The following is a 16,690-nucleotide window of genomic DNA, read 5'->3' as shown; positions in this document are numbered from 1 at the left end:
ACCAAGCCAACCGGTGGCAAAGCTCAGGGAGGATAGACCGAGGGGAACGACAAATTCAAATGAAGGAACGGCAAAGCCAGGAAATTTATGACAGATTGTTCACCGATCAACCTGGGGGACCATTGCCCCGCCCAGCGCTATTACCAGGGCCGATGGGCAGGTTCTCGGGAGGGCCTGGCTGACGATCTGCCTTGCCTGGCAACTCGTCAGGTTTGCCTGACGGTCTATCCGGCTTACCCGGCAAGTCGTCGGGTTTGCCGGGCGGTTTATCCGGCTTGCCCGGCAAGTCACCGGGCTTGCCGGGTGGTTGGTCAGGGCGCCGTCCCGGCTTACCGGTCCCCTGGTCTTCACGGCGGCTGCGAGCCTCTTCCGCCATGTTCTGACCGAACGAGCGCCCTTCTTCACGTGCTGCCGCTGCTTCGGAACGTGCATTATCCGGGGGGGCCGCGGATTCCATGGAAGCGGGATCAGGCAGTTCCAGTTCCTGCACCAGGTCGCCGGACAGCTCTTCATCATCCATGACCATGCGCATGGTGACGTCGAGATCCTCACCGGCCTGCGCCAGGACTGTCGCTGGACCGACGAGGAGCAGCGTCATTCCGACAAGCCGAAGCATGTTATTCATTCGCCTGTTGTACATCACGACGAAGGTTCCTGAGTCTTATCCATAGCCGGTATCTGAGTCCGGAACGTCTTTCGGTGCTGGCCATCATCCAGATGAGCCAAAAGCTCGCCCGGCTGCGGATAGATGATACGCAGTGGCAGGGCGATCACGTTTTCGCCTGGCTTGAGCGACACCTGCCAGGACAGCGCCCGCCTTCCCGGAAACGCCTGAAGCTCCACGTTCGGCGGCAATTCGATTGTCAGCCGCACGTCGTCGAGCGACTGGCGGGCATTGAAGGCCAGTCGTACCGTCTGTTTCCGCGGTTCAGCAGTCTGCGTCGCCGGTTGAGAGACGGCGGCCATGCCGGGCTGGGCCGCCGGCTGTGCCGATTGTCGCTCCACACCCGTACCGATGACAATGCCGAGCACCAACGCCGCAGCGATGGCGGCACCTGTTTTCCAACCGGATACTACCCCGCCTGTACCTGTAGCACGCGCCATTACACGTGCCTCGAAGTCCTCCGTCGGCGGAGGAATATCCTGCTCCCGGAGCCCTTCATCGAGACGCTGCAGCCACAACAGATACGGTCGGCATTCCTTACAGCCTTTCGCGTGAGTTTCAGCGGCCTGCCACTTCAAACGATCAACTTGTTCCTGATCTGCTGCCAGGAGCGTTTCTCTGACTTCACGGCATTTCATCATGAGATCACCTCACTCCTTCACACGCAGAGAAGCTGCAGAAAGTTCCAGGCGCGCCGCCAGACGGTCGCGAAGCATCATCCGGCAACGGTGCAGTCTGGATTTAACCGTTCCCACAGCGATATCCATGACTACGGCGATATCTTCCTGGCGCCAGCCATCGACGTCGTGCAATAGCAAAAGTGCAGACTGCTCCGGCGGCAGGCTATCCAGTACCTCGCGCATCACGCGCTGAAATTGTTGATCCTGGAGGACATGATCCGGCTGAAGTCCGCCTTCGACCAGCTGAACCAGGTGCTCATAGGCCCCATTACCCTCCGCGCCATCCCAATGCACCATTGGAGCGCGCTTCTCCCGTCGACGGCCATCCACGAAGTGACGGTAGAGCACTTTACGAAGCCAGGGCGCCGGCTGCTCCAACGCAAGCACTTCATCAGCACGGGGATAGAGTTTGACCAAAACGTCCTGCACCAGATCCTCAGCATCATCCCGCTGCCCCGTGAGCCGGTAGGCAAAGCGGTAGAGGCTGTTCAAATGCGGTTTTACGCATCTTTCAAAGCGCCGGGCACGGGAACCGGGAAAGCGGATCAGAGACAAGCGGGAAACCTTCCACGGCATATTCAGTGCGTCTTATAGCAAAAACAGCGGGCAAACGCAGGTGCAATCGCTCAATCGGCGGTTCGGAAACCAATCTGTACGTTTGGTAACACGAATAACGGAACCCATCACTTCACCGCGTCGTGGAAGAGAGCAAGCCGGCAGCCGCCGGTTCACAACCAGAACACCTATGGAAGGGACAATGTCAGAGAGGTTTTTATGAAGCACACATTGATCCGCGGTTTCACCGTTGCAGCCCTTGCAGCTGCCGTAAGTGCTTGCGGTGGAGGCGGTAGTGGCAGTAGCGATGGCGCCACCGGCAGTGTCTCACTGAATATCACCGATGCACCCACGGACGCTTTCACTGAAGTCGTCATCACCTTTACCGGTGTCACCCTGAAACCCAACGATGGCGAAGCCATCACTATCGAGTTCGATGAACCCAAGACACTGGACCTGTTAACACTGCAAGGCGGCGAGTCGGCGCCTCTGCTTGAGGACGTAGAGGTCGCCGCGGGCGATTATGCTTGGATCCGACTCACGCTGGATGAATCGAATCTCTATGTCATGAACGAATCGGGCGGCATGGAAACGCTTGCCGTACCGTCCGGCGCCCAGACCGGCCTTAAACTGGTGAGCGGATTTACTGTTGCCGCCGGTGGCGAAAGCGACTTTACGATCGATTTCGATGTGCGTAAATCCATCGTCAACCCCCAAGGCAATGGGGTTGCCGCGGACTACTTCCTGAAACCGGCCCTCCGCCTGGTCAACAACCTTGAAGTAGGATCCATCACTGGGACCGTCGACTACGCGACCATCAATCAGTCGGACACATGCGACTATGAAGGCATGACCTATATCTACCTTGGCGCGGATGTCGAACCGACCGACCTCAACCTGAACAGCGACGGCGGCCCCCTCATGGCTGTGCCGGTCAGCGACGACGAGAACCCGGGTACTTACACTTATAAGGCAGCCTTCCTGAGCGAGGGCGACTATACCGTGAGTTATTCCTGCCAACTGGACGACAACGAGACCGATAACGCACTGACGTTCATCGGCACCCAAAACGTTGCCGTCGTGGCTGGTGAGGAGAGCACGGCTGATATCGACGCACCGGCTCCCTGAGCCAGAGCGCTAGTTTTACCTCGTCCTGTAAACCCCGGGCCCGGCTAGAGCGCCGCGGCCCGGGCTTCCGCCTTTTCCGCTCCGGCGACGTTACCTGCAGCCCGGCGGATATCCGCCAACAGCATCCAACCGGTTCGCTGCAACCCTGTATTCGATCCGGAAAGCGATAGCCCCTTCAAGGCAAACTGCTCGGCCCGTCCCAGATCGCCCGTCGAGCGATAGGCCGCCGCCAATTTGAAGTAGATCTTGCCTGAACGGGGCGAAATACGCTGCGCCCGCTCAAGCTGACCGATCGCCGCACGGGCTTCTCCCTGGGCCAGCAGGGCGTCGGCGCGGTTGACCAGGCTCTGGGCGGCGGGCGACATGTCTTCACTGCTGTCCTGGTAGCTCGGCGCCCGGCGTGGGGACTCGGGCTCTTCCGCTTGGCGCTGCTCGCGCTCCTGCCGCTCCGAGGCGCTCGGGGTCTGCGGTTCCGAAGTGTCGGTTTGCGGAGGTGGTGGCGCTTTTTCTGCCGGTACGTAAATCGGGCCACCGGGACCCGCTGCACACCCCGCAAGCAGGAGTGTAGCCAGGCAAAGTCCCGGGAAAAGGCGTTGTTGCATCATCAGAAAATTCCTTCGAACCAGCTCCGCAGGCGACGGGTGAAGTCGCCGGAGCAATTAATGGTATCCGTCGGTGCACTACCGGCGATGAACGGTATGAACCGTGCGTCGCTGCAGGATTCGTCGGTGAGGGCCTGTTTCTCGCTGTTGACCCACTGGTACTGTACCTCGGAGGGAACGATCGGCGAGAAGCCATATTGCGGGATCTGCGCCATGACGTTGGCCCAGACCGGCAAGGCCCCGGTCGCGCCGGTCAGTGCGGTCGGACCATTATCGTCGCGACCCACCCAGGTCACTGTCACCAGGTCCCCACTGAATCCGGCAAACCAGCTGTCGCGGCCGTCGTTGGTGGTCCCCGTCTTGCCCGCCAGCCCGAGATCGCTGGACAGGGTGCGGTAAGCGGAACGCCCTGTCCCCTCCTGCATGACTTCCTGCATGGCATACTGAATCAGATGCACCGCGGCAGGATCAACGACCTGATCCACGTCGAGGCCGTAGCGAGTCAAGGATTCACCACTTGAGGTCGTTACTTCACGGATGGTCCGCAGGGGCGTATTGAAACCAGATGTCGCCAGACTCTGGTATAGCGATGCCACATCCACCGGAGAGAGGTTCACCGCGCCGAGGAGCATCGACGGGTAGCTGGAAATCGGCTGCCCCACACCTAACCGTTGCAAGGTCTCGATCACCGCGTCGATACCCACGTCCAGGCCGACGCGGACGGTCGCCAGGTTATAGGATTTCGATAGCGCCTGATGCAGCGGCACAACGCCGTGTGCCTGTTTGTCATAGTTCTCCGGCTCCCAGCGGCGGCCATCGTCGAATACGAGGGAGAACGGCTGGTCCTTGACCGGGGTGATCAGCGTGTAGCGCTCCGGCTGACTGAGCGCGGTGAGGTAGATAAATGGCTTGATCAACGAGCCGATAGGCCGCTCGGCATCCACTGCCCGGTTGAAACCGGCAAACTGTGGATCTCGCCCGCCTACCAATGCCACCACTTCGCCGCTGTCCCGCGAGGTCACCACCGCGGCCGCCTCCAGCTGCTTCTCCTTGCGCCCGCCTTCCAACTGGTTGAGGGTCTGCTCCACAGCCGACTCGGTTGCGCGCTGGACTTCCGGATTCAGCGTCGTGAAGATCCGGAGCCCCTCGCTCTGTAAATCTTCGTCCTTGTATTCGCGCGCCAGATGGCGGCGCACCAAATCCAGATAGGCGGGATAACGGGCATCGGTGTAGGACGGCTTGCCCACCACATCCAATCCACGCTGCCGCGCTTTCTGGATTTCGCTGGCAGGTACCTTGCCGGTGTCTTCCAGCAGGTCAAGCACCAGGTTGCGACGTTCCAATGCCCGCTGTGGATGACGACGGGGATCGTAGTAACTGGGCCCCTTGATGATCGCTACCAGCAGCGCCACCTCGTGCAGGTCCAAATCCTGGAATGGCTCGCCGAAATAGAACTGGCTGGCCAGGCCGAAACCGTGGATCGCTCGCGGACCCGCCTGGCCCAGGTAGACCTCGTTCAAGTAAGTTTCGAGGATTGCGGACTTGTCGTAGTGCAGCTCGAGGAGCATCGCCATCAATGCTTCATTACCCTTGCGGATCAGCGTCTGCTCACGACTGAGGTACAGATTCTTGACCAATTGCTGGGTCAGGGTACTGCCGCCCTGCACCACCCGGCCGGCCTGCATGTTGACCCAGAGCGCACGGGCGATAGACAGGGGCGCGACGCCCCAGTGATCGAAGAAGTCCCGGTCTTCGGTGGCCAACAAGGCCGTGGGGAAATAGTCCGGCATATCCTCGAGCTGGATCAGGATACGGTCTTCCTTATGCGCCGGATAGATCCCACCGATCTGGACCGGGTCCAGTCGTACGACAGGTGCATTGCCGCCGGAGACCACACGGAAATCGGCAACACGATCCTGTGCGATCTCGAAGCGCAGGCGTCTCGGTTTCTCGCGGCCATCCGGGAACAGGAAGGCGCGCGTGTGGATCTCGAACCGACGTCCGGCGCGACTGAAGGTGCCCGGCTCATTGGCTGACCGGACCGGCGCGTAGCCCAACATTGACAGCTCATGACTGAGGCCGGTGCTCGTCAAGGCGGCGCCATCGTAGAGTTCCAGCGGCCGCGCATAGACCCGAGAAGGCACTTCCCAGCGCCGGCCCTCGAACTTCGAGGTGACGATAGCATCGAGGTAGACGGTCCAGCCCGCGAGAATGACGATACCGACAAGCCCCAGGCGCCACGCTACGCGCCACAATCTTGCGCGAAACCCGGAACCGGCGGAGGACTTGTTCTGCTTCTTCTTCGATCGGCCGCTGCTGCGGCGCTTGGGGGATGATTTTGCCATGGCGCGCATTATAACCAGACGCCGTATAGGTCTGGACAGACCTTGTGAAAACGTAATGCGCTGATTCCATGGCGCCGATTGGCGCACAGACCGGTTGCGCCCGGTGTCATTTCAGGCCTGTGACGCTATGATAGGCGGCAATATCTATAACATAGACACGACACATTAAAGGATGAAAGGAGAGACCCGTGAGCAGCGAGCTGATCAGCGCCCTTCAGGACCCCACCCGATACGACCACCCGGTCGACGCCTTCAAGGTCCTGGAGACCCACATTTCCTGGGTCATACTCACCGGTCCCTACGCCTACAAGATCAAGAAGCCGATGGACTTCGGTTTCCTCGACTTTTCCACCCTGGAGCGCCGCAAGCATTTCTGCGAAGAGGAAATCCGCCTGAATCAGCGCTTGGCACCGGATGTCTATGTCGACGTCCTGCCAATCAGCGGCAGTGAGACCGATCCGCAGGTTGGCGGCACGGCCGAACCGATCGAATACGCCATCCGCATGCGCCAATTCGACCAATCCAGCCTGCTGGACGGCATCCAGGAACGTGGCGAACTCACCCGGGACATGATGACCAGCCTGGCGCGACAGACCGCTGCGTTCCACAAGGATCTCCCCCGGGTACCGGAGGACAAGCCCCTGGGTACACCGGAAGCCGTCTACGCGGCGATGCAGGAGAATTTCGACCAGATACGTCCGCTGCTGGATGACAAGGCCCTGCTGATTCAGGTAGACGCGCTTGAAGCCTGGACCCGAAGCACCTTCGAGCGCATGCAGGAGACGATCGAACAGCGCCGTGCCGACGGCTTCGTACGTGAGTGCCACGGCGATCTGCATCTGTCCAACATCACGCACTACGACGGCAAGGTCACCGTCTTCGACTGCATTGAGTTCAACGAACCTTTCCGCTGGATCGACACCATCAATGATCTGGCTTTCCTGTTGATGGATCTCGAATCCCGGGACGAATTCAAGCTGGCTACCGACGTGCTGAACACCTACCTGGAATATAGTGGTGATTTCGGCGGCCTACCGTTACTGCCCCTCTACAAGGCCTACAGGGCGATGGTGCGGGCCAAAATCGCACTTTTCACCATGGGCAACCCGGGGCTCAGCGCCGAGGAAAAGAAGGGGCTGCTCGATACCTACCGCAGCTACGCCGAACTGGCCGACAGCTACGGCGCCTGTCCCAACCCTTACCTGCTGGCGACCACCGGTCTCTCCGGCAGTGGCAAGACCGTTATCAGCGGTGAGCTGGCCCGTGAACTTGGACTGGTCCGCATCCGCTCTGACGTGGAACGCAAACGCCTGTTCGGGCTGGATCCGCTAGCAGCCAGCAAATCGGGGGTCGGCACCGATCTCTACAGCCCCCAAGCCAACGAAAAAACCTACAATCACCTGCTCCAAATCGCCGGAAAACTATTGCTCGCAGGTATGCCGGTAATCGTCGATGCCGCCAACCTGAAACAGGCCGAGCGGATAAGCTTTGACGAACTGGCCAACGGCCTCGGCATGCCCTTCGCCCTGGTTTACTGTGAGGCGCCAGAGGAGCTACGGCGGCAGTGGGTCAGGGAACGCCACGGCGATGCCTCAGAAGCGACGGAGGAACTGCTTGAACAGCAGAAGACCTGGTTCGAACCTTTGACCGAGCGGGAAACCAGCCATACGGTCTATGTGCATACCGAGGCGGACCGGGTGGCGGAAGACTTGGCCGAACGCATCCGCGGGCACTTCACGCTGGCCCGCTAGTCGGTTCGCGGTCAGCCTTGGGCTACACTTACGTAGCCCAATGAAAACCGCTTACAAACCCGATGAAGCCGTTGACGGCCCAGACATAATCGCTGAACGAAGGAGTAAGGGCATGGAAGAAAAAGTACGGACGATAGACGATCCACTCTATGAGACCTTGCGCAACGAGAACATCGAAGCCTTCAACCAGGCCAAGGCCCGCATGACTGAATACCCGAGCTTCTCCCACGGCGATTTCCGCGGGCTGGACCTACGGGGAATCGACGTCGACGACCTCGACCTGAGCCACGCCTATTTTCGGGGTGCGGATCTGCGGGGAATCGATTTCAGCAGGACCAACCTGCATGGCGCGTCCATAGCCGGCGCCAAAATTTCCGGCTGCCTGTTCCCCAGCGAACTGCACGCGGACGAGATCGTCATGTCGCTGAACCATGGCACCCGCATGCGCTATAACGTTGGCAAGTGACCGCACCGAAGCAGTGAACGACAGCAGATCCGAGAGTCACACCATTACACTCAGGGACGATCTGGCGGAGCACGAATGCCGCCAGTTTGACCTTCCCGGCGAGCGCAGCGGCTTCGTGATTTGCCACCGGGGCGATATCTACGCTTACCTGAACCTTTGCCCACACCTGGGCATCGAACTCAACTGGCTGCCTGACCGGTTTATGGATCCGGACAACTGTTTCATCCAGTGTGCCACCCACGGCGCCCTGTTTACCGTCGACGACGGCCACTGTATCGCCGGGCCGTGCGCTGGGGATCACCTTTTCCCGTTGTCGCTGCATCGTACGGGGGGCCTGATCAGGATCCTGGCGCCGGACGAACTCAGTCGGTAAGCACCGGCAGTTCACGAACCAGTGCGAGCCCCTCGGGACTCAGCGCCGCCTGCCAGGCCATCACTTCGACACCGCCAGCTACAGCCTCACGCAGCAGGCTACCATACGTGGCATCGATATGGTCCGCCGGCGCCACTGATGACACCGCGGTGTGATTAACGCAGAAGAACAGTACCGCACGCTCGCCGATGGCCGCCTGGGCCTGCAGCTCGCGCAAGTGCTTTTGCCCGCGCGTGGTTACCGCGTCCGGGAAGAAACCCTTGCCATCTTCACACAAGGTGACATTCTTCACTTCAACCCAGGCATCAGGCTGTTCCGGGTGACCGGACAGGTGAAGATCGATACGGCTCTTCTCGCTGCCGTACTTCACTTCGCTACGCACCTGGCCATACCCGGCCAGCGACGGCACCAGCCCCGCCTCGATTGCTGCCCGGGCCTGGCGATTGGGACGAGCAGTGTTTATCAGCGCCAACTGCTCCGGGCCGGTCTCCACCAGCTCCCAGGTAAATTTGAGTTTGCGCTTCGGGTCGGCGCTCTCACTCAGCCAGACCCGGCTTTGCGGCGCGTTACAACCCAGCATTGAGCCGGTATTGGGACAGTGCGCTGTGACGACCGAGCCATCCGCCAGCTCCACATCCGCCAGGAATCGCTTGTAGCGCTTGATCAGTCGTCCTTCCACCAAGGGAACGGGAAATTGCATAGAAACTCCGGCCATTTACCGGCAAAGCACCGTTCGAGGGCACCTTCCACCGGCGCGTTTACCCTGAAAACCAGCGCCCATCATACGCTCAAATCGCTTGTGCGGCATGGCCCGTATCCTTTGGCGCCGGGACTAGCGCGACTCAGGTGAATCTGCTATTTTCCGCAGATTCGTTCAGTCCCGCAGCAGGGCGATGCCTACCGGCAAACGTGCTAGGCTGGTGTAATCATCCATCGGGCCTGAACTGGTGACAGGAATCCGAGGTGGGCGTCAGCGACGACCACCATGCCGACAGGCCAGGCACCGGACCACAATGGCCGGAGCCTCCTTGGAGTTAAATAAGAGGCTGGTTTCTATGCCGAATACCGAAGAAAGAGCCCGCGAGCGGTTCACGAACTTCACGCCCTACGAGATGAAGAAGGGCGAGGAGTACATGAGCGATGACATGCTGGAACACTTCCGCAAGCTCCTGCTCCAGTGGAAACAGGAATTGATGGAAGAAGTCGACCGCACCATGCACCACATGCAGGAAGATGCGGCCAACTATGCCGACCCCAGCGACCGGGCGACTCAGGAAGAGGAATTCAGTCTGGAACTGCGTACGCGAGACCGCGAACGTAAGCTGATCAAGAAGATCGACAAGACCATCGATCGCATCGACAAGGACGACTACGGCTTCTGCGACCAGTGCGGTGTGGAGATCGGTACACGCCGCCTCGAAGCGCGCCCCACAGCGACCCTGTGTATCGACTGCAAGACCCTGGCTGAGATTCGCGAGCGCCAGACCGGCCTCTGATCCAACCCGTATCCGACAAGCCGGGCGCACGCATGTGATCCCGGCCTTCTTTCGAACGATGAGCGCATCCTATCGGGGCCGCTTTGCGCCCTCGCCTACCGGCCCCCTGCATTTCGGTTCGCTGGTGACCGGGCTGGCCAGCTATCTGGATGCCCGGGCCCGCGATGGCGGCTGGCTTGTGCGTATCGAGGATCTGGATCCGCTGCGCGAATCCGAAGAAGCGGTCACGTTGATCCTGCGGAGCCTTGAGGCCCACGGTTTGCAGGGGGATGAGCCTGTCCGCTTCCAGTCCGAACGGCACGACGCCTATGAGGCGACCGTCGACAAACTCCTGGCCTGCCACAAGGCCTATCGCTGCATCTGCTCGCGCAAGGAGCTGAATGAGCACGACGGGCAACATCCGCACCACTGTCTCGAGTACCGCCATTCACCGGAGCATCCCCACGCCATCCGGCTTCGCCTCGAAAGCCGCCTGGAATCCTGGACGGACCGACTGCTCGGAGCGCAAAACCTTAAGGTATGTGCCGAACTGGATGATCCGGTCATCAAACGCAAGGAAGGCTTCTATGCCTACCAGCTTGCCGTCGTGGTCGATGACATTGACCAGGGGGTTACGGATATCGTGCGCGGCTCGGATCTGCTGGAGACGACGCCGGCCCAGTTGCAACTCTATCGACTCTTGGGGTCTGAGGCTCCGAGCTATTTGCATATCCCGGTCATTATCAACACCGAGGGCCAGAAGCTGTCCAAGCAGACCCATGCCCCGCCGCTGATCGACGACCAGGCAGGAGCCAACCTCTGCCGGGCACTGGAAGCGCTCGGGCAACAGCCGCCGCGCTATCTGTCCCAGGAAAGTCCGGAAAGGATCCTGGCGTGGGGTCGCGACCACTGGCAGCCGTCGCAGATACCTCTCACTTCAGCCGCTATGCCGGATTATGCATGACAGGCATACGGGGTTCTGCCTGACAGGACAGGCACCTACGTGTTATAACCGGCCCATTCAGTAACGGCAGGGAACGATTCGTTCGATGTATATTTACCGCTTGGTTTTTCTGCTTGTTCTGGCCGTGTATATCTTCTCGCCCAATATCCTGGATTGGTGGATCGAACCGGGTAGTGCCTGGTACAGCCCGTTCCTCGCGTGGGCGGGGCTGATTGCGGTGGGCTTCTGGCTTGAATGGCGGCGCGACCCCAATGAGTTTTAGCCTCACCACGCTAATCCTGGTCAGCCTTGCCTACCTGCTCCTGCTTTTCGGACTGGCCCATATCACCGAGCGTGGCCTGCTCCCCGCGCGCTGGGTGCGTCGTCCGCTGGTCTATGTCCTGAGCCTGGGTGTCTATGCCGGTATCTGGGCGGTCTATGGCGCGGTGGGCATGGCCGAGGAATTCGGCTTTGGCTTCCTCGCCTACTACATCGGCATCAGCGGCGCCTTCCTGCTGGCGCCGGTACTCCTGAACCCGATCCTGCGCATCGGACGCACCTACCAGCTTACGTCCCTGGCCGACCTCTTCGCTTTCCGCTACCGCAGTCAGTGGGCTGGCACGCTGGTCACCCTTCTGTCCGGCGCGGCCATACTTTCGCTGCTGAGCATGCAGATCAAGGCGGTGGCCGACACCGCGTCCATGCTCGCTCCCGACGCTTCACCGCAATTGATCGGCATTCTCTTCAGTATCGCCATGGTGCTGTTCACCGTGCTGTTCGGTGCACGGCGGGAACAGGGGAGCGAGAGCCATCAGGGCCTGGTCGTGGCCATTGCCTTCGACTCCCTGGTCAAACTCGCAGCGATGCTACTACTCGGCGGCGTACTGCTGTTCTCGATCTTCGACGGGCCTGCGGGCCTAGACCTTTGGCTCGCACACAACATTGCCCTCTCCAGCCCGTTTGGCGAGCAACTGGATGACGGCAGCTGGCGGGCGCTTATGCTGATGTCCTTTGCCGCGGCACTGGTCCTGCCGCACATGTACCACATGATCTTCAGCGAAAACCCCAGCCCCCAGGCACTGGCCAAGGCCAGTTGGGGCCTGCCACTGTACCTGCTCATGCTGGCGCTACCGGTGCCGATTATCCTCTGGGGCGGCATGGCGCTCGACGCCCCGGTCGAGGCGAGCTATTTCGCGGTGGGAGCCACCTTCGAACTGGGCAGCCCGGCACTGACCCTTTTGATGTATATCGCCGGCCTGTCCGCGGCCAGCGGACTGGTCATCGTCAGCACCCTGGCCCTGGCCGGGATGGTCCTGAACCACGTGGTACTGCCGCTCAAGCCGCCCAGGGAACGTTCGGATATTTACGGCTGGCTACGCTGGGTCAAGCGGATGCTGGTAGCCGCAATCATCCTCGCCGCACTGGTTTTCTACGAGTGGGTCGGCTCCAAGCTCGATTTCGCCACCCTAGGCATTCTGGCCCTCGCCGGCGTACTGCAACTGCTCCCCGGCGCCCTGGGCGTCATCTACTGGCCTGAAGGCAACCGCAAGGGCCTGATCGCCGGATTGATCACCGGCTCCGGCATCTGGGCATTGACCCTGGTACTGCCCTTCTCCTACACGGCGGACTTGCTGACCTACTTTGGCCTGCCGATGGTGGACGTGTCCTCGTCGCACATCTATGCCTTCGCCAGCCTGACCTTGAACGTGTGTGTATTCGCCCTGGTATCGTTGCTGACGGAAACGTCCAACGAAGAAGACAGCGCCGCGCAATCATGCTCTCTCGGTGCCCTGTCACGCCCCCAGCGGCGGGAGCTGCTGTCTGGCTCTTCCGAGGAGTTCAAACACCAGTTGGCGAAGCCGCTGGGCCGGGCGGTCGCCCAGCGGGAAGTGGACCGCGCCCTCATGCAATTGCGCCTGCCCTCGGTGGAATACCGGCCCTACCAGTTGCGGCGCCTCCGAGACCAGATCGAAGTCAACCTGTCCGGCTTGATGGGGCCATCGGTCGCCCAGGACATCGTCAAGCATCACCTCGGTTTCAAACCCCAGGCAGGGCGTGGTTCGGGTCAGGACATCCACTACATCGAGAAAGCCCTGGGCGATTACCAAAGCCAACTGACGGGCCTTGCGGGCGAGCTGGATAACCTGCGGCGCCACTACCGCCAGACTCTGCAAAACCTGCCCATCGCCGCATGCTCCATCGGTGACGACGGCGAGATCCTGATGTGGAATCACGCCATGGATGAAATCACAGGCATTGCTGCAGAGGACGTGGTCGGCGCGCGGCTGGCCGCGCTACCGGAACAGTGGCATGAAATGCTGGAGGATTTCGTCGATGGCCAGGAAGTACACCGCTACAAGCACCGCCTGGATATCAAGGGGCGCCCGCGCTGGTTTAATCTCCATAAGTCCAACCTCAGCGGCCCGGACCACCCCGAAGGGGGCAGCGTGGTATTGGTTGAAGACCAGACCGAAACCCGCCTGCTGGAAGACGAGCTTATGCACAGCGAACGCCTGGCCTCAGTGGGTCGACTGGCGGCCGGTGTTGCCCATGAGGTTGGTAACCCCGTGACTGGCATCTCATCCCTTGCCCAGAACCTGAAGCTGGAAACCGACAATCCGGACATCCTGGCCACGGCCGATCAGATCCAGCAGCAAACCCGGCGCATCTCACGTATCCTGCAGTCGCTGATGAACTTCGCCCGCTCCGGTAACCACGCGCCGGCCAATCGCTATGAACCGGTGACCCTACATCGCTGCATCGACGAGTCGATCAACCTGGTCTCCCTCAGCGGCAAGGGACGAAGCCTGCAGTACCGCAACGATTGCCCTGGCGACCTGCAAGTGCTGGGTGACGAACAGCGTCTGGTGCAGGTATTCGTCAACCTGCTGGCCAACGCCCGGGATGCATCGCCGGAAGGCAGCCTTATCAGCATCAGTGGAAAGCGGGAAGCCTACTCCGCTATCATCGAAGTCGTTGACGAAGGGGCCGGCATTCCTGCGGACCAGCTCGACCATATCTTTGAGCCGTTCTATACCACCAAGGCGCCCAACCAGGGTACCGGCCTGGGGCTATCGCTGGTGTACAGTATCGTGGAAGAACATTACGGCCACATCCAGGTCGAGAGCCCCGCTACAGGGACAGCGTCCGAAAATTCGGCGGAAGGCATGGCGGGCACCTGCGTGCGGTTGCGACTGCCGGCCTACGAAGCCGAGACCGAAACCCTGCAAGACGAATGAGAGAGGTTATTTACCAAGGCATGCGTCGTATCCTGATCGTTGAAGACGAAGAGATCATCCGCTCGGCCCTGCGCAAGCTTTTGACCCATGCCGACTACGACGTGTCCGATGCCGGCTCGGTGGACGAAGCTCGCTCGCACTATGAGCTTGACGGTTTCGACCTCATCATTTCCGACCTGCGCCTGCCCGGTGCCGCCGGCACTGAACTGATCCGTCTCGCGCCGGAAACCCCGGTGCTGATCATGACCAGCTATGCCAGCCTGCGCTCGGCTGTAGATTCCATGAAGATGGGCGCGGTGGAATACATTGCCAAACCCTTCGACCACGACGAAATGCTGTCCACCGTCGAGGACATTCTCGAACGCACGGCACCGGTAGCCGCAGCCTCTCCCGCTGACGACACCAACCAGCACGAAGCCACTGACGGCGACCCGTCGCGCATCATGTTCGGCCAGTGCACAGCAATGCAGAGCGTCTTTACCCTGATCCGCAAGGTGGCACCGACGGAAACCACGGTACTGATCAATGGCGAATCCGGTACCGGTAAGGAACTGGCTGCCCGCGCCCTACACCAGTTGAGTCCGCGCGCGCGCCAGCCGCTCATCTGCGTCAACTGCGCAGCGATTCCCGAAAGCCTGATCGAATCAGAACTCTTCGGTCACGAGAAAGGGGCCTTTACCGGCGCGGTTTCGGCCCGTACCGGTCTGATAGAGGCCGCCGACGGTGGCAGCCTGTTCCTGGATGAGATTGGTGAACTGCCTGCCGAAGCCCAGGCCCGATTGCTCCGGGTGCTACAGGAAAGCGAGATCCGCAAGGTTGGCTCAACCCAAAGCCGCAAGGTGGACGTGCGCATGATTGCCGCCACCCACCGCAACTTGCGGGCCATGACCAAGACCGGCGAGTTCCGGGAGGACCTCTATTACCGGCTTAACGTCATGCAGATCCGTATCCCGCCGCTACGTGAACGCAACGGGGACATTCTGGGCCTGGCCAAACGTTTCCTTCAGGCCCAGGGCCAACGGATGGGCAAACCCGACATCAGCCTCAGCCCGGACGCCATGCGCGCCCTGGAACTCCACCGCTGGCCCGGCAACGTGCGGGAGCTGGAGAACGCCATCGAGCGCGCCACCATACTCAGCGATGACAATATGATCACGCCGGCGCTGCTGGACCTGGATCCCGATGCCAGTGAAGTACACATCCCCGCCGGCCTGCTGGAAGAGGACAACCCCGCCCCGTCGCCGGATCCGCAATCCTCCAACGACCTATCCCTGGAGGACTACTTCCAACATTTCGTGCTGGAAAACCAGGACAAGATGAGCGAAACGGAGCTCGCGCAGAAGCTGGGGATCAGCCGGAAATCCCTCTGGGAGCGACGCCAGCGCCTGGGTATCCCACGCAAGAAAAGCAACTGACGGCCACGCCCACCCAACCCTGTTTCAGCACCATAAGCACTGGACAGGCATCCCTTCTTTGACTGTAAGCCCGTCGCCCGCGGGCTCTGGTCTTCCCTAATTTGGCCATTAGCTGGCGAACCCGCTGTCTGTCGCCTATTCTTTGATCAGTCGCACCTTTCTGGGCAATTTTTGGTCAAAAAACTGAACCCGATCTCAACTGTTACCCGGTGTTACCTGGGGGAACAGTCTCAGTCTGAGAATAGAGCCTCAAGTAACACTTAGGTCTAACAAAATCGCCCTTCGCGCTAAGTCGAAATTGATAAACCATTGTTAATTAACGATTTAGAAAAACTGGCACGTGCACTGCAAACTATATTCGCGAACAACAACAAGAACTGAATGACGCAGCGTCAAAAACAAAAACAAAAAGCTGCAACGCGCTCGGTAACAAAAACAAAAACAGAGCGCACGCGAACTGAGTGTTTTGAGTGCTGAGCTTTTTAGTGGTGCTTGGCTGTTGCGAGTTGCAAGTGTAGATAAGAATCGTCTTCCAGACGCCGCTTCACCTGCTTCGATCTCGCAAAAAGTCATTGCTGCTCTCTGTATTCAAAGCGTTCCGCTCGCATCATTCGCTCCTGGTTTGGAGCTTGCGTTCTACCCTAATAAGGACGCGCCACAACAAGAACAATGCAGATCGTCTACTCTTCTCGGCGGGTTCGTGATTCACGTTCCCGCCTTTTGATTTTCTGGAAACCTCATTTTCTGAATCTTTCTTTCCGGAACGAGCACTCCAAGTTTGGGTTTATCCTCTGCCCCGATTACTGTCACCACTCGCCCGCGAAATGACGCTTGTTCGCCTTCACCGACACAAACCGTTAAACTCCCACCGTGGCTGCCCAAGTTGCGGCCAACATGAATTTCCCCGGACGCTCCAGGGGGCTTCTGAAAACGTTCAGGCTGCGAAAGCAAGCTCGAGGCAAGGTGGATCTGGTTGGTAGAGGTCTCCAGGCATCGCGCAACGCCGGAAACGATCGTCGCATGGACTTTTTCAGAGGCTCTCCAGGAAAGCGCG

Annotated in this window: 15 protein-coding genes; 9 read left to right on the top strand and 6 right to left on the bottom strand. The window is 60.1% G+C overall.

Annotated elements, in window-relative coordinates:
• Positions 1-106: 106 nt before the first annotated feature.
• From RE428_RS04090 to RE428_RS04080, 3 genes are read right to left on the bottom strand one after another with little or no spacing between them, the layout of a single operon-like run.
• Positions 107-598 (bottom strand): hypothetical protein, encoded by a 492-nt coding sequence (locus RE428_RS04090; RefSeq protein ID WP_154660715.1) that lies wholly within the window; start codon positions 596-598, stop codon positions 107-109.
• 41 nt (positions 599-639) lie between these two features.
• Positions 640-1,305: a hypothetical protein gene (locus tag RE428_RS04085; RefSeq protein ID WP_004578844.1), complete on the bottom strand. Its 666-nt coding sequence runs from the start codon at positions 1,303-1,305 to the stop codon at positions 640-642.
• A 9-nt stretch (positions 1,306-1,314) separates the two neighbouring features.
• Complete coding sequence (locus tag RE428_RS04080; protein ID WP_081614524.1) at positions 1,315-1,920, bottom strand: RNA polymerase sigma factor; 606 nt, start codon at positions 1,918-1,920, stop codon at positions 1,315-1,317.
• A gap of 198 nt (positions 1,921-2,118) precedes the next feature.
• Here RE428_RS04080 and RE428_RS04075 point away from each other — a divergent pair, with 198 nt between their 5' ends.
• Positions 2,119-3,027: a DUF4382 domain-containing protein gene (locus RE428_RS04075; RefSeq protein ID WP_004578846.1), complete on the top strand. Its 909-nt coding sequence runs from the start codon at positions 2,119-2,121 to the stop codon at positions 3,025-3,027.
• A gap of 44 nt (positions 3,028-3,071) precedes the next feature.
• Here RE428_RS04075 and RE428_RS04070 read toward each other — a convergent pair whose 3' ends face one another.
• Both RE428_RS04070 and mrcB read right to left on the bottom strand, forming a co-directional pair.
• The gene (locus RE428_RS04070) at positions 3,072-3,632 is read right to left on the bottom strand and encodes a hypothetical protein (RefSeq protein WP_004578847.1); all 561 of its coding nucleotides are present in this window, start codon (positions 3,630-3,632) and stop codon (positions 3,072-3,074) included.
• A complete protein-coding gene (gene mrcB / locus RE428_RS04065; protein ID WP_040882738.1) occupies positions 3,632-5,974 on the bottom strand; it encodes a penicillin-binding protein 1B in 2,343 nt (780 codons plus the stop codon). The genes RE428_RS04070 and mrcB overlap by 1 nt, the downstream gene beginning before the upstream one ends.
• A 188-nt stretch (positions 5,975-6,162) precedes the next feature.
• On the opposite strand from mrcB, the gene RE428_RS04060 reads away from it, so the two are divergent.
• The 3 genes from RE428_RS04060 (at position 6,163) to RE428_RS04050 (ending at position 8,564) form a co-directional block, all read left to right on the top strand.
• Positions 6,163-7,725: a bifunctional aminoglycoside phosphotransferase/ATP-binding protein gene (locus tag RE428_RS04060; RefSeq protein WP_004578849.1), complete on the top strand. Its 1,563-nt coding sequence runs from the start codon at positions 6,163-6,165 to the stop codon at positions 7,723-7,725.
• 112 nt (positions 7,726-7,837) lie between these two features.
• On the top strand, positions 7,838-8,191 hold the full coding sequence (locus RE428_RS04055) for a pentapeptide repeat-containing protein (RefSeq protein ID WP_004578850.1): 354 nt from the start codon (positions 7,838-7,840) through the stop codon (positions 8,189-8,191).
• Entirely contained in the window at positions 8,181-8,564 is a 384-nt protein-coding gene (locus tag RE428_RS04050) for a Rieske (2Fe-2S) protein (protein ID WP_004578851.1), read from the top strand. The genes RE428_RS04055 and RE428_RS04050 overlap by 11 nt, the downstream gene beginning before the upstream one ends.
• Here RE428_RS04050 and sfsA read toward each other — a convergent pair.
• A complete protein-coding gene (sfsA, locus tag RE428_RS04045; protein ID WP_004578852.1) occupies positions 8,554-9,264 on the bottom strand; it encodes a DNA/RNA nuclease SfsA in 711 nt (236 codons plus the stop codon). The two genes, RE428_RS04050 and sfsA, sit on opposite strands and share 11 nt — an antisense overlap.
• A 355-nt stretch (positions 9,265-9,619) precedes the next feature.
• On the opposite strand from sfsA, the gene dksA reads away from it, so the two are divergent.
• The 5 genes from dksA to RE428_RS04020 all read left to right on the top strand — a co-directional run bounded on the left by dksA (position 9,620) and on the right by RE428_RS04020 (position 15,636).
• Positions 9,620-10,060 (top strand): RNA polymerase-binding protein DksA, encoded by a 441-nt coding sequence (dksA, locus tag RE428_RS04040; protein WP_004578853.1) that lies wholly within the window; start codon positions 9,620-9,622, stop codon positions 10,058-10,060.
• Positions 10,061-10,118: 58 nt separating this feature from the next.
• The gene (gene gluQRS / locus RE428_RS04035; protein ID WP_040882742.1) at positions 10,119-11,003 is read left to right on the top strand and encodes a tRNA glutamyl-Q(34) synthetase GluQRS; all 885 of its coding nucleotides are present in this window, start codon (positions 10,119-10,121) and stop codon (positions 11,001-11,003) included.
• 85 nt (positions 11,004-11,088) lie between these two features.
• On the top strand, positions 11,089-11,265 hold the full coding sequence (locus RE428_RS04030) for a hypothetical protein (RefSeq protein WP_004578855.1): 177 nt from the start codon (positions 11,089-11,091) through the stop codon (positions 11,263-11,265).
• Positions 11,255-14,221, top strand: a complete 2,967-nt coding sequence (locus tag RE428_RS04025) for an ATP-binding protein (RefSeq protein WP_004578856.1) — start codon at positions 11,255-11,257, stop codon at positions 14,219-14,221. Before RE428_RS04030 ends, RE428_RS04025 begins: the two co-directional genes overlap by 11 nt.
• Before the next feature lie 20 nt (positions 14,222-14,241).
• Positions 14,242-15,636, top strand: coding sequence for a sigma-54-dependent transcriptional regulator (locus tag RE428_RS04020; RefSeq protein ID WP_004578857.1), 1,395 nt, complete (start codon positions 14,242-14,244; stop codon positions 15,634-15,636).
• Positions 15,637-16,690 lie beyond the last annotated feature (1,054 nt).

Source organism: Marinobacter nanhaiticus D15-8W, from assembly GCF_036511935.1.
GTDB classification, from domain to species: domain Bacteria; phylum Pseudomonadota; class Gammaproteobacteria; order Pseudomonadales; family Oleiphilaceae; genus Marinobacter_A; species Marinobacter_A nanhaiticus.
The sequence above is the reverse complement of the archived record's forward strand: the minus strand, read 5'-3'. Positions and strand labels throughout refer to the sequence as shown.